The 17,556-nt window shown below is 37.4% G+C and carries 10 protein-coding genes and 1 tRNA gene; 7 read left to right on the top strand and 4 right to left on the bottom strand.

Annotation, left to right across the window (positions count from 1 at the left end; translation table 11 throughout):
• Positions 1-414: 414 nt before the first annotated feature.
• Positions 415-4,989 (bottom strand): hypothetical protein, encoded by a 4,575-nt coding sequence (locus ACI7T6_RS01385; protein WP_404665808.1) that lies wholly within the window; start codon positions 4,987-4,989, stop codon positions 415-417.
• A gap of 379 nt (positions 4,990-5,368) precedes the next feature.
• On the opposite strand from ACI7T6_RS01385, the gene ACI7T6_RS01380 reads away from it, so the two are divergent.
• Complete coding sequence (locus ACI7T6_RS01380; protein WP_404665807.1) at positions 5,369-5,632, top strand: KH domain-containing protein; 264 nt, start codon at positions 5,369-5,371, stop codon at positions 5,630-5,632.
• Positions 5,633-5,676: 44 nt separating this feature from the next.
• Here ACI7T6_RS01380 and ACI7T6_RS01375 read toward each other — a convergent pair whose 3' ends face one another.
• Both ACI7T6_RS01375 and ACI7T6_RS01370 read right to left on the bottom strand, forming a co-directional pair.
• Entirely contained in the window at positions 5,677-7,635 is a 1,959-nt protein-coding gene (locus ACI7T6_RS01375; RefSeq protein WP_404665806.1) for a hypothetical protein, read from the bottom strand.
• A gap of 46 nt (positions 7,636-7,681) precedes the next feature.
• A tRNA-Arg gene (locus ACI7T6_RS01370) sits at positions 7,682-7,754 on the bottom strand.
• A 152-nt stretch (positions 7,755-7,906) separates the two neighbouring features.
• Between ACI7T6_RS01370 and ACI7T6_RS01365 the strand changes: the two genes are divergently transcribed.
• From ACI7T6_RS01365 to lptB, 5 genes are read left to right on the top strand one after another with little or no spacing between them, the layout of a single operon-like run.
• Positions 7,907-8,560, top strand: coding sequence for a 4-hydroxy-tetrahydrodipicolinate reductase (locus ACI7T6_RS01365; RefSeq protein ID WP_404665805.1), 654 nt, complete (start codon positions 7,907-7,909; stop codon positions 8,558-8,560).
• Positions 8,553-9,395: a 3-deoxy-8-phosphooctulonate synthase gene (kdsA, locus tag ACI7T6_RS01360; RefSeq protein ID WP_404665804.1), complete on the top strand. Its 843-nt coding sequence runs from the start codon at positions 8,553-8,555 to the stop codon at positions 9,393-9,395. Before ACI7T6_RS01365 ends, kdsA begins: the two co-directional genes overlap by 8 nt.
• Positions 9,389-9,985, top strand: a complete 597-nt coding sequence (locus tag ACI7T6_RS01355) for a hypothetical protein (RefSeq protein ID WP_404665803.1) — start codon at positions 9,389-9,391, stop codon at positions 9,983-9,985. Before kdsA ends, ACI7T6_RS01355 begins: the two co-directional genes overlap by 7 nt.
• Before the next feature lie 7 nt (positions 9,986-9,992).
• Positions 9,993-11,333: a hypothetical protein gene (locus ACI7T6_RS01350; RefSeq protein ID WP_404665802.1), complete on the top strand. Its 1,341-nt coding sequence runs from the start codon at positions 9,993-9,995 to the stop codon at positions 11,331-11,333.
• Complete coding sequence (lptB, locus tag ACI7T6_RS01345; protein WP_407075207.1) at positions 11,215-12,042, top strand: LPS export ABC transporter ATP-binding protein; 828 nt, start codon at positions 11,215-11,217, stop codon at positions 12,040-12,042. The genes ACI7T6_RS01350 and lptB overlap by 119 nt, the downstream gene beginning before the upstream one ends.
• 304 nt (positions 12,043-12,346) lie before the next feature.
• Here lptB and ACI7T6_RS01340 read toward each other — a convergent pair whose 3' ends face one another.
• Entirely contained in the window at positions 12,347-13,804 is a 1,458-nt protein-coding gene (locus ACI7T6_RS01340; RefSeq protein WP_404665800.1) for a transposase, read from the bottom strand.
• 284 nt (positions 13,805-14,088) lie between these two features.
• Between ACI7T6_RS01340 and ACI7T6_RS01335 the strand changes: the two genes are divergently transcribed.
• The gene (locus ACI7T6_RS01335; protein ID WP_404665799.1) at positions 14,089-17,400 is read left to right on the top strand and encodes an NEL-type E3 ubiquitin ligase domain-containing protein; all 3,312 of its coding nucleotides are present in this window, start codon (positions 14,089-14,091) and stop codon (positions 17,398-17,400) included.
• Positions 17,401-17,556 lie beyond the last annotated feature (156 nt).

Here is a 17,556-nt window from a genome sequence, read left to right as displayed (position 1 = left end):
AAAACCCAAGGGAAAACAGCTCTTTTTCCTCTCTATTGAAAATAAATGCTATTTTCTGTGGTTTTTTTGTCTCATGCCTTGCTAAATCCTATTTCCACTCATATCTTAGGAATTTATGACACCCTCTTTTAGCTCTTTTATAACATTGAAGGATCGTTACATATTATTTCTTTGTGGTCTATAAAGAGCAGATGACGCTCTCCTGATAAAGTGGAGCTTCTCTCTTCTCTTGCCTTCATGATTCTCTCCGCTTTCTATTTCCTCTATATGCAAAAGCCCATATATCTTTAAGATAAAGCTCTCTTCATCCTAGGGGTGTTATTGAGATGGATGAATGAAAAAGCTATCCCTATTTTTTAGTAAGGCCTTATTCCCTTATCAAAAAGACCCTTCTTAAAGAACACCTTCTCATGCTTAAGTCTTCGAAGCTTCTCTCACTAAATGCCATACCCATTCTTTAAGATAAAAATATGAATCTTGACTTAAGAGAAAAGCGCTCGTTAAAAGATCTTGTTTTGAAAGCACCGTCTTCTCATCAAAAAGAGCCACACCGCCTCTCTCTCTTAAATGTATTGCTGCCTTATAATACGCTCTAGATTCTTCAATACCGAGTTGAACAGATCTCCTATAGAGCTGATGGGTTGTTAGCCTCACTCCATTCATGAGTTTAATCTCTTCCTCATCGCTTAACTGCTGAGCCAAGAAATAGTAAGGGTAGGGCTGATTGGGATAGAGATCAATCATTTTAAGATAAAAATGAGAGATCGTCTCAAAAGTGTATATGACAGATGACCGTGAATATTTCATATGATCCAATTTTGAAACGGTATGACTCATCAATTTATTTCTCATGTTATAATCAGAGGAATCCATTTCTTTTCTTTTCTCAAGAGCTAATGAAGTTTTTAATTCTTTTACTAAAAAAGAAGAGAGCTCTTCTTGTGAAAGAGACTCATCCATTTGCACCTGAACAGCCTCTTTGAGAAGCTTTTCCATCTCTAAATAGGCATACTTAAGAGAGGGATCCGATTGAATTGCCTCAAAGTAGAGATCCTTTTTTGAGTATTTCTTGAGGATAGAAATGTTATTTTCATCATCCTCTAGCTCTTGAAACCGGTCAATTATTTGAGGCGTAAAGCGTAACTGATCTTCTTTATCCCCCTCTAAATTTTCCATAGCTTCTAATGCATTTTTGATGATTTGAACATGTTCATTCTCATTTAAGCTTTGGGCAAGCTTTGTATAGAAGAGTGCCTTCATTTCATCATCAGGTAAGAGCCAATGGACCTGAGTATTAAGATAAAAAGAGAGCACATTATTATAGATCTTTTTGGCAGCTGTCTCATCAATAGGTAACACATTTTGATATTCATTAAGATAGTAAGCAAATAACTTAGATGCGTGCATATTACCACGGCTATAGCGTGAATGGGGATTTGCAACCCTCTCTTTTAACTGCTTAAATTCTTCTTTCTGGAAATTGACCTCGTCTGTAATTTTATTTTTTAATTCATCTTGGATTCTCGAGGAAAATCCTGTTGTCACAGGATGAGGAAGAAAGTTTTTTAAAGAAGGATAGAATCTTGAAAAACTCTTAAGTTTTTGATCCCCTAGATCATGGGCAACATTTTCTCCTCTTCGTAGTTGTAAAGCAATATCTGCTGCCAGTTTATAGGTCAACATTTTATCGGTCGGATCTTTAAAGTCATCTTTATTATAAGATCCACTTTTATAATCAGAAATATCGTCATTAAAAGGGATAGTTGAAATCGCCTGTAATAAAGCTTCATACAGTTTTAGCTTCAATAAGCGAGAGATAAAGCTTTTGTTAATCAGTTCAAGACTCAATAAAGGGTTATCTGTTAACAAGCTGTTGACATAAAACCACTTAGCCAACTGTTTAAAATCAAAATAGCTAGTTTTTCCTGTAACCTCCTGAAACACTCCTGATAAATAATCTAAGGGATAGCATCGAAAGCAAAATTTTGATTCCTTTATATCATATTGAATGTAGGGGTAGTGTTCACTAGATAGCTTAAAATACACAGATGCATCAGGAAATTCTTGCTGAAGATGTTGTATCCCTTTTCTGACATATTGCTCTCTTTGTTGCTCAGAAAGTTTATTGATTTCTGGTAATTCTATCTGTAAAACATCTTGGTAAAAATAACTTCCAAAAGATGCTTGATTAGCTTTCTTAATGAAGAGAAAGACATCTTTTTGATCTTCAAGGTTTAAGCTTAATATTTTGATAAAAAGATCTTGTTCTGTTATAGACGTCCCATCTAAAAGCTCATAACACTCTTTTCCTCTATTAAGCTGTAAAAGAGCGCAATAATTTAAGTATCTCTTTGGATTGAGATGAATACACAAAAGGTACAGATATTCCATTTCAATCAAAGTCCTCGTCTGCTCACCCCTATAGATCATGGGTAAGTTTTCAGCAAGATAGTAGTAGGTCCACTGATTTGCTGGATTAAGTTGTAAACTCTTAAAGTAGAGGTTATAGATGAAATCCCTATGTATATGGGGGTTATTCAAACATAAAGGATCTTGACTATATGAATAAAATAGAGAAGATCGTTTTCCATATTGATCTAAAGTCGTCCAAAAAGAAAGATGCCTTGCAAGATTACAATAAAAATAACTATTACGAGGTGAGGTGTGAAGCGCTTTTTTCCACACTTCATCAGAAATCTTTGTAAGCTCTTCTAAAGAACTCACAGGATCGATCATCTGGGGATAGAGAATAAACAGATCTATTTGCAGTGAAGTAGTCTCTTCTAAAGAGGTGATGGGCCCCAGTCGTTTCACGCTTTGAGCTAGATTTATCAAGAGCTTGTGGGTCTCTGAATCTGTGATCTTCAATTCTACTTCAATCTTTAACATTTCTAAATAGAGATGACTTAAATGAAGTGGTGTTATTTTTCTATTCTCTACTTGTTTAAAGAAAGTATCATACGACACTTCCTGACTTTTATAGCGATGAATCATTTCACTTAGATCTCTTAAAGAAGGGGCAAAAGGAAGTGAATTACAATCTACTTGTTCTCCAGCAAGAATCAATATTCTCTGACATAGATCATTTTTTGATAAAGAAGATCCATTAATGAGAGGGATCGGTTTTTTTGAACAAAATAGAGGCCCGTCAAAGAATATATCGCTTTTTAGAGGCACCTGAGGTTTTCGTGATTGACTGGGCCTAAAATCAGCAAAACAGTAAAGCCCCCAATACCCTTTTAAAAGATTAGGATTGATATCAATCGCTGTTAAATAGAAAAAGCCCATTAAGCAAACTTTCTGATCATCGCTATAATGCCGCATCATATTTTGGTTATAGTCTTCCAATTGCTGAGCAATAAGAACATAAGATAAGCCTGATTCATGATGAAAACAAAGAGCTTTTGCCCAAAACTTAGCGTTCCATATCTTGTAAAAGTCTTCTCTTATCTGTTGATTAAGAGGAAACTTTTTTCCTATCTTTTGATAAGCCACAGCAACTTCTTGAGAAAATTTTTTATTTTTTAAAGTACTATTTAGATGAATAGGATATTCTTTACGAATCACTTCGATTAAATATTTTACATATTTATAAACTTGATTTTTTATCTCTTCTTTATAAAAAACGGCTGTTAAAAGTTGTTGATAAATATATAATTTGCCTTTTGAAGAAAGTGGAGTTAAAGAGAGTTTTTCTAAAAAAGAAAAAAAACAAGGATCTTTCAATACACTCTCTTTTACATAAAATAATCTTAAATCTTGATGATGAGGACTAAGAGTCATCGCTGTAATCAAAAGATCCTCTTTTTGATAATATTGACCCTCAAATAGCTGAATTGTATTTTCTTGTGTGATCAAATTCCACCCTTCATAAAGAGTGAGGTAGGCGTTCATATTATGAGAATCGAGTTCTAGAGCTTTAAGCAGTAGCTCTTTAAAATAAGAGGTGCCATACTTTTCTAAAAGAGCTGGATTTACTCTTAATAACTTTGCTAAATGGCTATACCCTTGACTATGGCAAGGATGCTCTTTTATGACTTTAAGACACAACTCTTCACTCGTCATTAAAATATTATTTACATCTATTTTTGCATCTTTTATGAGACAATCTGTAAGGCCAAGATAAGCGTCAGGATGCAGAGGATCGATCTCAATTGCTTTCAAATAAAGAAGCTCAGGATTTAAATAAAAAACATTTGGATTGAATAAAGAATATTTTTCCTTATATTCTATCAATCTCTTTGCAAGAAAGAGATAACTCTGAACATGATCTTCTTGAAGCTTTATGGACTCTACATAGAGTTCATACCATGTCATCTTAAGGTTATCTTGAAGTAAAACCTCTTCCCCCATTTCAACTCTTCTTGCCAAATGGAGATAAAGCATGGGCTCCTGAGGATTTTCTTGAATTGCTAAGATCCATAATTCTTTAGGGATACAGTATACTTGCTCAAGAGAAAGCATTGTATTTTTCATTTGTGCATCAAGATACTGTTTTTGAGACATGAGGTCAGTCTCTAAAACTTGTGTTGAAGTCGTACTGATAAACCTGTAGTACACTGCAGAAATATTCAGAGGATTAAGTTCTATGGCTCTTTCAAGAAGATCTTCTTTGCTTAAAGTTACTGTAGAATTTAAAACAAATCTCTTCTCTTCGAAGAGCCCTCTTACGGTGTTGGAATACAGCACGCTTTGATGAGGACTCTGACGAATAGCCTCAATCCATTCTGCTAGAGAGATATCTTTAATCTGTTCAAAAGAGAGTTCTGGATCATCTAAAGCTAAAGAGGAGATGCTTCTACTTTGTATAGTAGGTTGATCATTTTGTATCTCTTGCAAAGAAATGATCGCTTCTCTTCCTAGTTCATCAATTAAAGGCGTTGCCAAAAACTCACTCCCTTGATGATTCTTATGTCTTTCCTGATAACACCTTTCAAAAGTCTCTGGAGATAGATTGTCTTGATAGGGAGATCTTGGCTGTATTGTCATAATATCCTCTAAAAAAATGATAAAAAAAAATTAGCCGTTCATACCATTAAATACAATCTTTATACCGTTTTTTTCCGCTAAAGCTCCCTGAATCATTTTCAACAATAACATGTTAGGTAAGAATAAGAGGCTCTCTTTCCCCTCCCTTTTAGGACTCATCAATATCTTACTTATTGGATCTTAGTCCTTTCTTTTTTTCATCCTATAAAGCCTACAATAGCCATAGAAAAAAAGGGCAAAAACCGTAGGAAAACAGCTCTTTTACCTCCTCTCTCTAAAATAAATGGCCATTTCTCCGTTTTTTTCATCTCATGCCTTGCTAAATAATATTTCCGCTCGTATCTTAGGAGTTTAGGTTTTTTTACACTGAGGATCGATTATGAAAGAATTTGTCGAATATATTGTTAAGAATTTGGTCGATAATCCAGATAAAGTCAAAATCAATGAAGTGGGAAGTTCACACACATTGATCATCGAACTTGCGGTTGATAAAAGTGATATTGGAAAGATTATTGGAAAGAAAGGAAAAACCATTAATGCCATTCGCACACTTTTAATGTCCGTTGCTAGCCGAAATGGAATTAGAGTTTCTTTAGAAATTATTGAAGAACCTAAAACTCCTACTGCCCAAGAGACCGTTTAAAGAGTTACATAGCCTTACCTTCAATACAAAGGTAAGGTTGTATCTTACGTAAGAGTGGGAAGGTAAGGAGAAATGACTGCCTTACGTGAATTCAAAGCTGCAGCTGGATACCTAAGTATAATCCCTTGATTTACTTCCCTCCCGCATTTTTCACTAGAGTAGATATCAATAACTGGGAACTCTTTTTGGATAAATGTTTCCCACTCTTTCCCTAAAGACTCTACCTGAAGAGAGAGCCTTGCAACATGTGAAGAGCTTAAAAACCCTTGAAGGAAAAATTTCAAGTGACTAAAAGCCTCTTGAGTAGAAGTCGTCCATATCCATAGCTCATCAAGATGGGTATACCCTTGAGATCCTCCCTTATACTTTTCTTCTGCCCCTGCAATTGTACTGATCATCTGAAGATGAAGATCTAGCTTAGTATTATTTAGAGAACTTTCACTGGCTCTTTCTTGCCATTTGTGATAAAGCTCATCCCTATTGCTAGAAAAAAGAGCATAATTATTCGCAAACATCTTTGTTTGCCCAATACGGCAGCACCCATTTTGCTCTTTCGTATCGCTCCAAAGATTAGACAGCAGCCCTTGAGCAGCAAGTAACAAATGCTCATCTACATTTTGTTCTTTTAAGGCGTAAATCTTTTGATAAAGAGAGTACATATCTTTATTTTGTAAAATGCGCTCAGCTGCTTTTTTTACAAACAGCTCATCTATCTTAATGTCATCAAAGTGAATAATTTCTACTTCTCTTCCTAAAGAGAGGGATTTAAGCCGGTTTAAAAGCTCTTTAATGCACATCACATCTTGATAAGTCACTTTGGATAAGAGATCTGTATCATCTAAAATGGCATAAAGGTAGTGCAGATATTCCATTATCTCTCTCTCTTTGGCAACAAAATAGGGAGTATTTTGTTGGAAAATGGAGAGTTTTTGAAGGAGCTTTTGAAAAATACGCAATGTAGAAGGGGTGTTTAAATTCCCTTCTATCTCTTTGATTTGCTCTTGAACCTCTTGTAAAGTGCTTCCCCCTAATGCGTAAGGATCTGAAAGCGTTAGGCTCTTTTCTGCAACAAGCACATTACACGACTGCGCGTCACTTAAAGAAATGGTAGCTGCCCCTTTTGTAACAAGATGGCATTTATGGTGATCTAAGACAGAGATCACTTCAAGATAAGAGGGAACTTTTGTCTCTTCATAGTTAGAAAAATCTCTTAAAGAAACCGTCCCAAGAGATGTGTGAGATATCTCTTTAGCCGTGATCACCCCTAAAGAAGCGGTGACTTTGTTGTCATCTTGCCGCAAAATGGTGACATCAGGATGCTCTCTTAATACAGCCTGAATCTCTTCTAAAGAAGCTGTTTCTAAAAGTGCTGCAGAAGAGCTTGCTGTACCTTGAATAAAAAGATCTTGAGCTATCACCTTTAATGCTTGATCACTCCTAGAAAGAAGGGAAAAGAGGTTATTTCCTAGTACGGCTTTAAAAAGAAGATTGATTTCTAGATGTTCAGGAGGGGTATTTCCTGGAACATTCCAAATGTGAACCCCTTCTGTCACGCGCGCTGCAAAAGCATCAACCCATCCCCAAAAGGAGGCAATTGTTGTATCTACATCAGGAGAGGCGTGAGCTGTAATAAAATGAGGCCCTTTGTAAACTTTACCCCCTCCTAAAGGAAAGAGCGCTTGATAGTGATTTCTTGGGATCCATTTCCCTGCAATTTGTCCCCGAATTTTGATATTTTCTTCTAAAGAGAGCCCTGACTCTTTATTTAGCCATGTTTCAAACTGAAGAAAATGAAAAGAGGGTAAAATCCCTTCCTGAACCACCCGCGTCATGAAATCCAGAACTGGTATGAGGGTAAAAGAGTGAGAAGTCTCTTGGGAAATAGCTTCTACGAGTGTACGGCAAATGCGCGTAAATTTTTCATGAGAAGAAAGCTCTATAAAAGGAGCTATTTTAAACTGCTCAATCCATGATTCAGTATGAGGGAATGCGCGAGAGGACAAAAGAAGATCGCCTAACATTATGAACACCTTGTAAAGGGGAAATCATTGGATTGAGCAGGATTCGAACCTGCGACCACCCGCTTAGAAGGCGGGTGCTCTATCCACTGAGCTATCAATCCAGAAAAAAGATCTATTCCATTGTAGCTGAAGAAGAGATGAAAACTCAAGCGCTCTTTTATGAAGACTCTATTTTCTTCTCTTTTAGAGAGAAAAAGGGTCTCTCTTACTTAAGGCTCCCCTATTTGATAAGGTTGCACAAGCGTATCCTCTTATGCTACACTATTTCCCTATGAAAGTAGCAATATCAATCAGCGGAGCGCAAGGGAAAATGGGTAAGGCCGTTTCTTCCTTACTTGAAAAAAGCCCTTTATTTTTGCTAGCCTCTTCCATACTTTTAAGTGATGTGGTGATTGACTTTTCTTCCCCCTCTAAACTCCCCTCTCTTTTAAAAGAGTGCCTGCAGACTCAAAAACCTTTAGTGATTGGAACAACAGGATACTCTGTAGAAGAGCAGAAAGAGCTAGAAAAAGCGTCTCAAAAGATCCCTGTTTTTTATGCTCCTAACTTTAGTATCGGGATGGCTCTTTTGATGAACGCTCTTGATCTCATCAAACAACAAGCTCCTCAAGACAGTTTGATTCACATCACAGAAACCCACCATGTGCATAAAAAAGACACCCCTAGCGGCTCAGCGCTTTTGATTGCAAACGGTTTAGAGCAGCCGGTAAGTCACATCTTGTCTATCCGCTCTAACGAAGCAGTTGGGACTCACCACATCGCTTTTGAGCTCTTAGGAGAAACGCTATCGCTTCAACATGAAGCACATGAGAGATCGATTTTTGCAAGAGGGGCTCTTGAGGCAGCTCTTTTTCTGATGCACAAGCCTCCTGGGTACTATACAATGAAGGATTTAATGAATGCGTAATATTAAAGTAAAAGATTTTTCTATTGGGTTAAATACACCGTTAACCTTGATTTGCGGCCCTTGCGTCATTGAAAGTTTATCTCATGCGTTAGAAACCGCAAAGTTTCTAAAAATATTAACAGAAGAGCTGGGTATCCAGTTCATCTACAAATCAAGCTACGATAAAGCCAATAGATCTTCTTATGAATCGTTTAGAGGTCCAGGTCTTACCGAGGGGCTAAAAATATTACAAAGAGTGAAAGAAGAGTTTAATGTTCCTACTCTTACAGATGTTCACTCCCCTGAAGAGGCAAAAGCTGCAGCACTTGTATGTGATGTGATTCAAATCCCTGCTTTTCTCTGTAGACAAACCGATCTTATCACAGCAGCTGGACTGACAGGGGCTGTTGTGAATGTCAAAAAGGGGCAATTTATGGCTCCTTGGGATATGCCAAATGTCGTTCAAAAGCTTCTAGCTACAGGAAATTCTAACATCTTACTGACAGATAGAGGAACAAGCTTTGGGTATAACAATTTAGTGAGCGATATGCGCTCAATCCCCATTTTACAAAAAACAGGGTTTCCTGTTTGTTACGACGCTTCTCACTCTGTTCAGCTTCCAGGAGGACTTGGCACCTCATCAGGAGGGCAAAGAGAGTTCATCCCGACTCTTACAAAAGCTGCCATTGCTGCAGGAGTCAATGCTCTTTTTATTGAAGCGCATCCAGAACCTTCTCAAGCTAAAAGTGATAAAGAAACGGTCTACCCCTTTAGTGAACTGAAACTTCTATTGCAAGAAGTTAAAGTGATCTATGACGCCCTTCAACAGTTTGCAAGTCAACGCGTTACATGCTAAGTAGAGCTCTTGCTTTTTCTTTAATGGTGTTTACCCTCCTTATTGGAGGAGGGTTACTCTTCTATTTTCCCATTACCTCTCTTGAGAAGTATGATTTTAAACAGGCTAAAGAAAAAGCTGTCCTTGTGACAAAAAATCCGCCCAAAAGTGCTCCTAAACAAAACAGATGGGGTGTGACAAAAGATCTCTTTATCAGTCAAGAAGAGGGCGGACGTCTTCATCACCATATTGAAAGCCAAAACTCTTCCCTAGAGTTTACCAAAGAAGAGGGAAAACTTGTGGTCATTGAACATTTAGGCTCTCTTGAGTGCCTCATTCAAGACCGTATTCTAGGACAAAAGGAGGCTCCTTTTCAACAGATTAGGTCGTTTAAAGCGGTCCATGGATCGTATAACTACTCCTCTCATGAGCTGATCGCTCATCACGCTCTTCTCTCTTTTTTTAAGCTCCCTGGCATAGAACTCCCAAGACACATTACCTCAAAGCCTTACCTCACAGGGGTTGCCAAAGATATTTCCTTAACAGTAATGGGTAAATCTCCTCAATTTGAAGCCACGCATTTTGAGGCGCATTTTCAAGAGCAAAGATAGGTATTAAATGCGTAAACTTTTACTCCTTCTCTTAGCGTGGAATCAGCTTTGCTTAGCTGATATGGGATCTCTTTCTGCAGAGAGCGCCTCTTATAGTGAAAATGATCTTCTCCTCAAAGGAAGCGTCACCATTGAACACTCTTTAGGGACGATGAAAGCAGACTCTGCTGTGATGAAAAGAAATGCCTCTCAAGAAGTATCTTATCCAATCACATCCCTTGAACTCTTCTCTTCCATTGAAATTACCCTAGCCAATCAAGCCAGGCTCTCTTGTGAAAAGGCCTACTTTGATTTTAAGGCGCTTAAAGCGCTCCTCTCTTCTCCCTCTAATATTCACTACTCAGATCAACTAAGACGTAAAGATAAAAAGACCCCTTTTGAATTTTTCACTCCGCAAGTGACGCTTCAAATGCAGCATTTACCTTCTTCTTATCAGTTAACATCCATTCAAGCCTCAAACGGAGTGCATTTAGTGTATGATGCTCTCTACCATCTTCATGCAGATGCTCTAACATTTAAAGATCACCATATCACCTCCTCTTCTGAAGGGTGTATTTGGACGCATTTAGATGATGAACTTAAGGCTACGCATTTTGATCTCAATCTTGCCTTAGAAGAACTAAGACTCTATCAAGTTGTAGGCTCTCTTCATACTCTTGCTCAAGAAAAGATCCATCTTAAAAGTGATTGTATCGATTTTAAACATCAAGAGAGCACCGTCTTTCTTAAAGGAGCCTCCTTCATTGAATTCCCCACTCTTGGGTGTTTATCCTCCTCTGAGGAAATGAAGCTGTTTCTTGAAAATCACCTGACAGCTGATCTTTATACAACAGGTGTCACGACCCTTAAGAGCATCACAGGCGATTATATTACCTCTTACGGCCCTATCCATGTGGATTCTCTTACGCATACCATCACAGCTCACCCCTCTTCTTGTCACACACCTCTTCTTTATGAAGGAGAGGAGCTCCTTCTTGAAGCACAAGAGGCGATACTCACCTATGAAGAAGGGGGCAAACTTTTCTCTCCGCATCAGTTAGAGCTTGAAGGCGCGATTAAAATCCTGTCTAAAGAGGCTCTCTCCCATCAAATCCAAGCGGTTGCAGACCATGTGAGTTATCACCCTTCTACAAAAAACTGCATTTTAAAAGCACATACAGGTTCTAAAGTACTCATCACCCAAGAATCCCCGTCTCTTAAAATGAGTGCAGATGAGATCCATCTCATCTATGATCCTTTTGCAAAAGAGTATTCCATTCAAGGAGTGGGATGTGTCTCTTTTTCTCTTTCTGCTACAGAACAACAACTTCTCAATCAGGTATTTCATGACAAAAAACACGCTTCTTAAAGTTGATAATCTCCATAAAGCATATCACCATAAAGCTGTTGTCAGCGGTCTCTCTTTTACTGTTAATGCAGGGGAAGTTGTCGGATTACTAGGCCCTAATGGAGCCGGCAAAACAACCGCCTTTTACATGGCAATGGGACTGATTAAACCAGATAGTGGATCTGTATTTTTTAAAGATCAAGAGATCACCCATTTACCCATTCACAAAAGAGCCTCTCTTGGCATGGGGTATCTAGCTCAAGAACCTTCTGTATTTAGATCTCTTTCTGTTGAAGAAAATATTCTCTGTGTCTTAGAAACATTAACGAGTTCTCCTCAAGAGCAAAAAGAGAAGCTAGAACTCCTTTTAAATGAGCTCCATTTAGCCCCTCTTGCGAAGAAAAAAGCGGGAATGCTCTCTGGCGGAGAAAGAAGACGGCTAGAAATCACAAGAGCGCTTGTCTCTAATCCCTCTCTTCTCCTTCTTGATGAACCTTTTGCAAATATCGATCCCCTCTCAATCGCTGATGTAAAAAAAATGATCCACCACTTAAAAAGTAAAGGGATTAGCGTTTTGATTACTGATCATAACGCAAGAGAAATTTTCTCTATTGTGGACAGGAGCTATTTAATTCGTCAGGGTAAAATTCTCATTTCAGGAACTGTCGAAGAGCTCCTTAATCACCAAGAAGCTAGGCTTTTCTATTTTGGGGAAGATTTTAAGTTATAAGCAATCGTTTTCATTGCTTCAAAAACAAATGATCTTCTACCTAACAAAATCATACTTTCAATAGTAGTGTGCTATGTAGCATCTCAAATCCCTATTTTTTTAACCATTTTACCATCATATTTTTTCTACAAATCCTATAAAAAATCACTATTTGTAGTGCATTAATTAACACATCTTATCTTGATCAGAAATCCGTTCTTAAAATCTCATTTTGCAGGGCAAAATCATTGGAAATGGAGCACTATTTCAATTTTTATACTGCTCTTAATTAATAAAAATATTTAAACCCCTAACTCCGCCATCATTACGTAATATTATACCCAAGCTTAGCAAATAACTTCTTTGTTTTGTCTGTCACTTCAGCCAAATCCCACTCTCCATTGATTTTGATTTTTTTAATGTGAGATAAATGGATGAGTAAATCATGGATTGAAAATTTTGATAACAGTCCTTTCCCAAAAAGGAGTTTTAACATGCGCCAGTAAGCTAGGAGGGCAAGATAATTAATGAACATCCACCCTTCCATGGCTTGATCATTTTGCATATAGGTACGGTCAGCTTGAAGTGTATTTTTAAACGCATCAAAGGCGGTTTCTATATCCATTCGAGATTTATAAAGTTCATAAATATCCGAAGGCGTTTTACCAGTAATATTTGTTAACAGAGCAAAAGTTCCAAAGATACAAGATTTTTGATAAAAATCTTGTATCGAAAGCTCTTCTTCTTTAGAAGTTTCAATACGGTTTAAGTATGACTCTTCTTCTACTAACTTAAGTTTATCATCCAGGAATGTATAGAGGGTTTGGCCTGACTGATGCGTTGTTACCGTGCAAAAGATATACCGCTCTTGGAACTTAAAATAGTGATTTAGTCCTTCTTTTCCAGCCTTTTGAAAAGGGGTGTAATCGATGAGGGAATGATTCCTTTTGAGAGGAATCAGATATTGAAGCTTAAGCTGTTCTAATTCATCTATATTGCTTTTTGAGTAAAACCCTTTATCTGCAATAAAGATCGCATCATCAATCCCTGACTCCTTAAGAGAGAGTTTTACAGATTTGACGTCTCTAACATGACCTGGCAAAAGACGGTAATAGGCAGGCTCTTGCTGAGACTCTGAAAATAAAAGGAGTAGATTGACTTGAGGGTCGCTATTTCCCTTGGAGTTATAGCCTCTTTGATTAAGATCCATTTCTTTGGATACAGAGTGAATAGCTGTCATGTCAACCAGGATGTGCTCTCCTTTTTTAAAGAACTCTTTAAAAAAGGCATTAATTTTTTCTCGGCTCTCTCCAAGATCTCTTAAAAGCGCTGTCATTTTTTTATCAGAAAGAGAAAGATGCGGAAAAGACTCTGATAAGAAGTCGTGTTTAAAATGGAGATCCATGTTCTTTAAAGGAGCTTGATGAGAGAGCCTCATTAAACTTGCACAGTAAATAGCCTCACCCTCTTTTCCAAAATGTTTTTTCAGCGCAGCAAAAACATCTTGTAATACCGTTTCACAAAACGATCCCACCCCGCAGGTCTTTACGGAAAGATTTTTGAACTCTATTTGATCGATAAACTTACTTCTAGAGGGGATAAATCCCTCTTTTTCCGTAATCTTACCTAAGATTTTTCCTGTAATTTTTTGAGCCCGTTTTTTTTCTTTATTCCATTTACTGGAGACTTCATAGAGATAGTAATGTCCTTTAATCAACCGGAGTTCCATACCGGGTTTTTTATGGATTAATGCCCATTTGGGATGGTTACTAACTGTTTTCATAAATCTCCAATATATTACGTTAGATACGTAATATGATTGTAGCAAAAAAAAGACCATAACATCAAGAGAATTATGTGGTTAATGGTATTTTATTACGTAATCATGGCGGAGTTAAGGTTAAATTTTTTGCGACTGGGTAAGAAAAATTAGACTCTTTACAAAAAAATGTTCCTATGAGAAAGTTAGACTCCTTAAATTAAAAATAATTTTACTTTTCTGTTTTCACTCCAAATCAACATAGTGAATTTTAAAAAGAAGCAGTAATTAAAAAAATAAGGATTTTTATGCAAATTTTAAATACAGGCTGTTCACATTCTTCCCTTCTTAATCCTCCTTTAGATATTAATGCCATGGCCCCCCCTCGCATTTTTTTAGCAGAAGAGTTACATCAACTAACGAGTTTGGAAGATATGCCTAATGATATTTTAATTCAAGGTGATGTCACCATTGATTCTTCTAATATTCATGTTTTTACTCTTTTACAATCTAAGCATGTTGAAATAGAAGGCTCACTTACATTTCGTGACCTATCTCTAATACAATCTAATGGACTTAAAGCTAAGAGAAGGGTTAACCGCAAACGTACAGGTCTTCCTATTCGATCTAATAAACTTACAGAAAAAGAAGGTCTTGATCCCTCTGAGCGTACAGCTTTGACTTCTCTACCTAAGAGACTTAAAATCAAGGGAAGTCTTGACCTTTCTAATTGTACAGGGCTGACTCATCTTCCTGAAAATTTAGAAGTAGAAGGAAGTCTTAATCTCTCCAAGTGTACAGCTCTCATTACTCTACCTAAAGGACTTAAAATCAAGGGAAGTCTTGACCTTTCTAATTGTACAGGGCTGACTCATCTTCCTGAAAATTTAGAAGTAGAAGGAAGTCTTAATCTCTCCAAGTGTACAGCTCTCATTACTCTACCTAAAGGACTTAAAATCAAGGGAAGTCTTGACCTTTCTAATTGTACAGGGCTGACTCATCTTCCTGAAAATTTAGAAGTAGAGGGAAGTCTTAATCTCTCCAAGTGTACAGCTTTCATTACTCTACCTAAAGGACTTAAAATTAAGGGAAGTCTTGACTCCTCTGATTGTACAAGGCTAACTCATCTTCCTGAAGATATAGAAGTAAAAGGAAATCTTAACTTCTCTCGATGTACAGATTTGGTTTCTCTATCTAAAGGACTTAAAGTAGGAGGGAATCTTGATCTCTCAGGGTGTACAGGACTGACTCATCTTCCTGAAGGATTAGAATTAAAATATCTTCTTTGGCTCCCTAAATGTACAGCGCTTACTACTCTACCTAAAGGACTTAAATTAAAAGGACTTGATCTCTCAGGGTGTACAGGACTGACTCATCTTCCTGAAGATCTAGAAGTAGCAGGAAGTCTTGATCTCTCTGATTGTACAGCTTTGACTTCTCTATCTAAAGGACTTAAATTAAGGGGAAATCTTAACCTCTATAAGTGTATAGGCCTGACTCATCTTCCTGAAGATTTAACAGTAGGACACGATCTTACTCTCTCAGGGTGTACAGGACTGACTCATCTTCCTGAAGATCTAGAAGTAGCAGGAAGTCTTGATCTCTCTGATTGTACAGGACTGACTCATTTTTCTGAGGATTTAGAAGTAGGAGAAAATCTTGACCTCTCTCAGTGTACAGCTCTCACTTCTCTACCTAAGAGGCTTAAAGTAGGAGGATGGGTTGCTCTTGATGGATGCACAAGGTTAACTTATCTCCCTGAAGATTTAGAAATAGGAAAAGATCTTACTCTCTCAGGGTGTACAGCTTTGACCTCTCTATCTAAAGGGCTTAAAATAAAGGGATACCTTGACCTCTCTGGTTGTATAGGACTGACTCAGCTTCCTGAAAATTTAGAAATAAGACACAGTCTTAATCTCTCTCAGTGTACAGCTCTCACTTCTCTACCTAAAGGGCTTAAAGTAGGGGCAAGGCTTGATCTCTCAGGGTGTACAGGACTGATTCATCTTTCTGAAGACTTAGAAGTAGGAGAAAATCTTGATCTCTGTCATTGCACAGCTTTGACATCTCTACCTAAAAAACTTAAAGTAGAGGAAAGTCTTAATCTCTCTTATTGTAAAAGGCTCACTTATCTTCCTGAAGGGTTAGAAGTAGGGTACGATCTTGATCTCTGTCATTGTATAGCTTTGACTTCTCTACCTAGAGGACTTAAAGTTAAAAAAAACCTTGATGCTCGTGGATGCACAGGATTGACCCATCTTCCTGAAGATTTAGAAATAGGAGAAGATCTTAATCTCTCTCAGTGTATAGCTCTCACTTCTCTACCCAAAGGACTTAAAGTAGAGGGGAATCTTGATCTCTCTGAGTGTATAGGGCTGACTCATCTTCCTGAAGATTTAGAAGTAGAATACGATCTTAATCTCTCTCAGTGTATAGCTCTTACTGCTTTACCTCATTCTCTAAAATTTGGAGGAAATTTAGATTTAAGCGAATGCATCCATCTAACATCTTTACCTAGTTGGATCACCACTTTAAGTGAGAGGTTGAATGGGAGTCTATGTATTATAGATCTTACGGGATGCGGATTGTCGCCTACAGTGATTAGAAGATTACAAGAAGATACTTATAATAGCACATGCATTCAATTTCACTTTTCTATGGATGCTGCAGATGATTATATCATCGAATTTAGCACATTACTTCCTGCTATAGAATTTTGGCAAGAAGAGGCGAGTCAAGAAACGTCCATAACTCCTGAAGAAATATGTCATCAACTTCATCAAATACTTACCCAGGTGCAAGACCATGAAAATCTCTTAACATTTCTTATCCGCCTTACAGGCACTGCGGATTATTACAACAGCTCTACGAGAGTATCTCTTGCAATAAGGGTGATTCAAATGCTTCAGCTGATGGTAAAAGATAAAAAACTGTGTCATCATGCCGCTTTTTTAATTCATCAAGGACTCTCATCTTGTGATGACCGTGTGATGGGGGTTTTAGATGACATCGGGTTTTATCAAACACTGTGCGACTTAGAACGTGCATCAGTAACGGAGGAAGAACTTAAAACTGCAGGAAGAGGTTTTTTCCTTTTCGAGAAGCTCAATAAAAAAATACGGGAATATATCAAAACGCTTAAGTTTGTGGATGAAGTGGAAGTGTATATGGCATTTCACACGGCGCTAAAAGAGATGTTAACTCTTCCTATTGAAACAAAGGGAATGCTCTTTAGACCCTATCTAGATATTTCAGATGAAGAGATTATTAGAGTAGGAGAGGAAGTATTACAAGAAGTAACAGAGGATGCATGGATAACATATTTAGCTGCTTGGGACCCTTGGATAAGATATCAAAGAAGAATCTCTACTATACAATGGGAGCTTCTTCCTGCTGTAGAGAGAGCGCTATCTTCTATAGATATTTGCCCTTATCTTCAAGATACACCCATCAAACCTGTGCTTTATAACAATACTGTATATGATTACGATGCGTTTATCCGAAGATATATTGAAGAAGGCGTGGATTTATACGGTATAAAAGTTGTTATCAATCAACTTTTTCGTCTTAAAATTGCTGCCGTTCTTGAGCTCTCTTCAAACACTTTAGATAGAAAATAACGATTTAGATGACGCCCCTATACATGCATTTGTGTAGAGGGGCGGCATTGTCTTATTCTTACACTCTTATGCTCCTAAAAACAGGCGATTTTTTTAATGATCATTGATTATTAAAACCTCATGCAGAATGTTCATGATTTGTATGTAAAATAATTC

Origin of the sequence: Rhabdochlamydiaceae symbiont of Dictyostelium giganteum (genome assembly GCF_964291045.1) — a bacterium.
GTDB lineage: Bacteria > Chlamydiota > Chlamydiia > Chlamydiales > Rhabdochlamydiaceae > PALSA-1444.
Note: the sequence above shows the minus strand (reverse complement) of the source record. Positions and strands in the feature narration are given on the sequence as shown.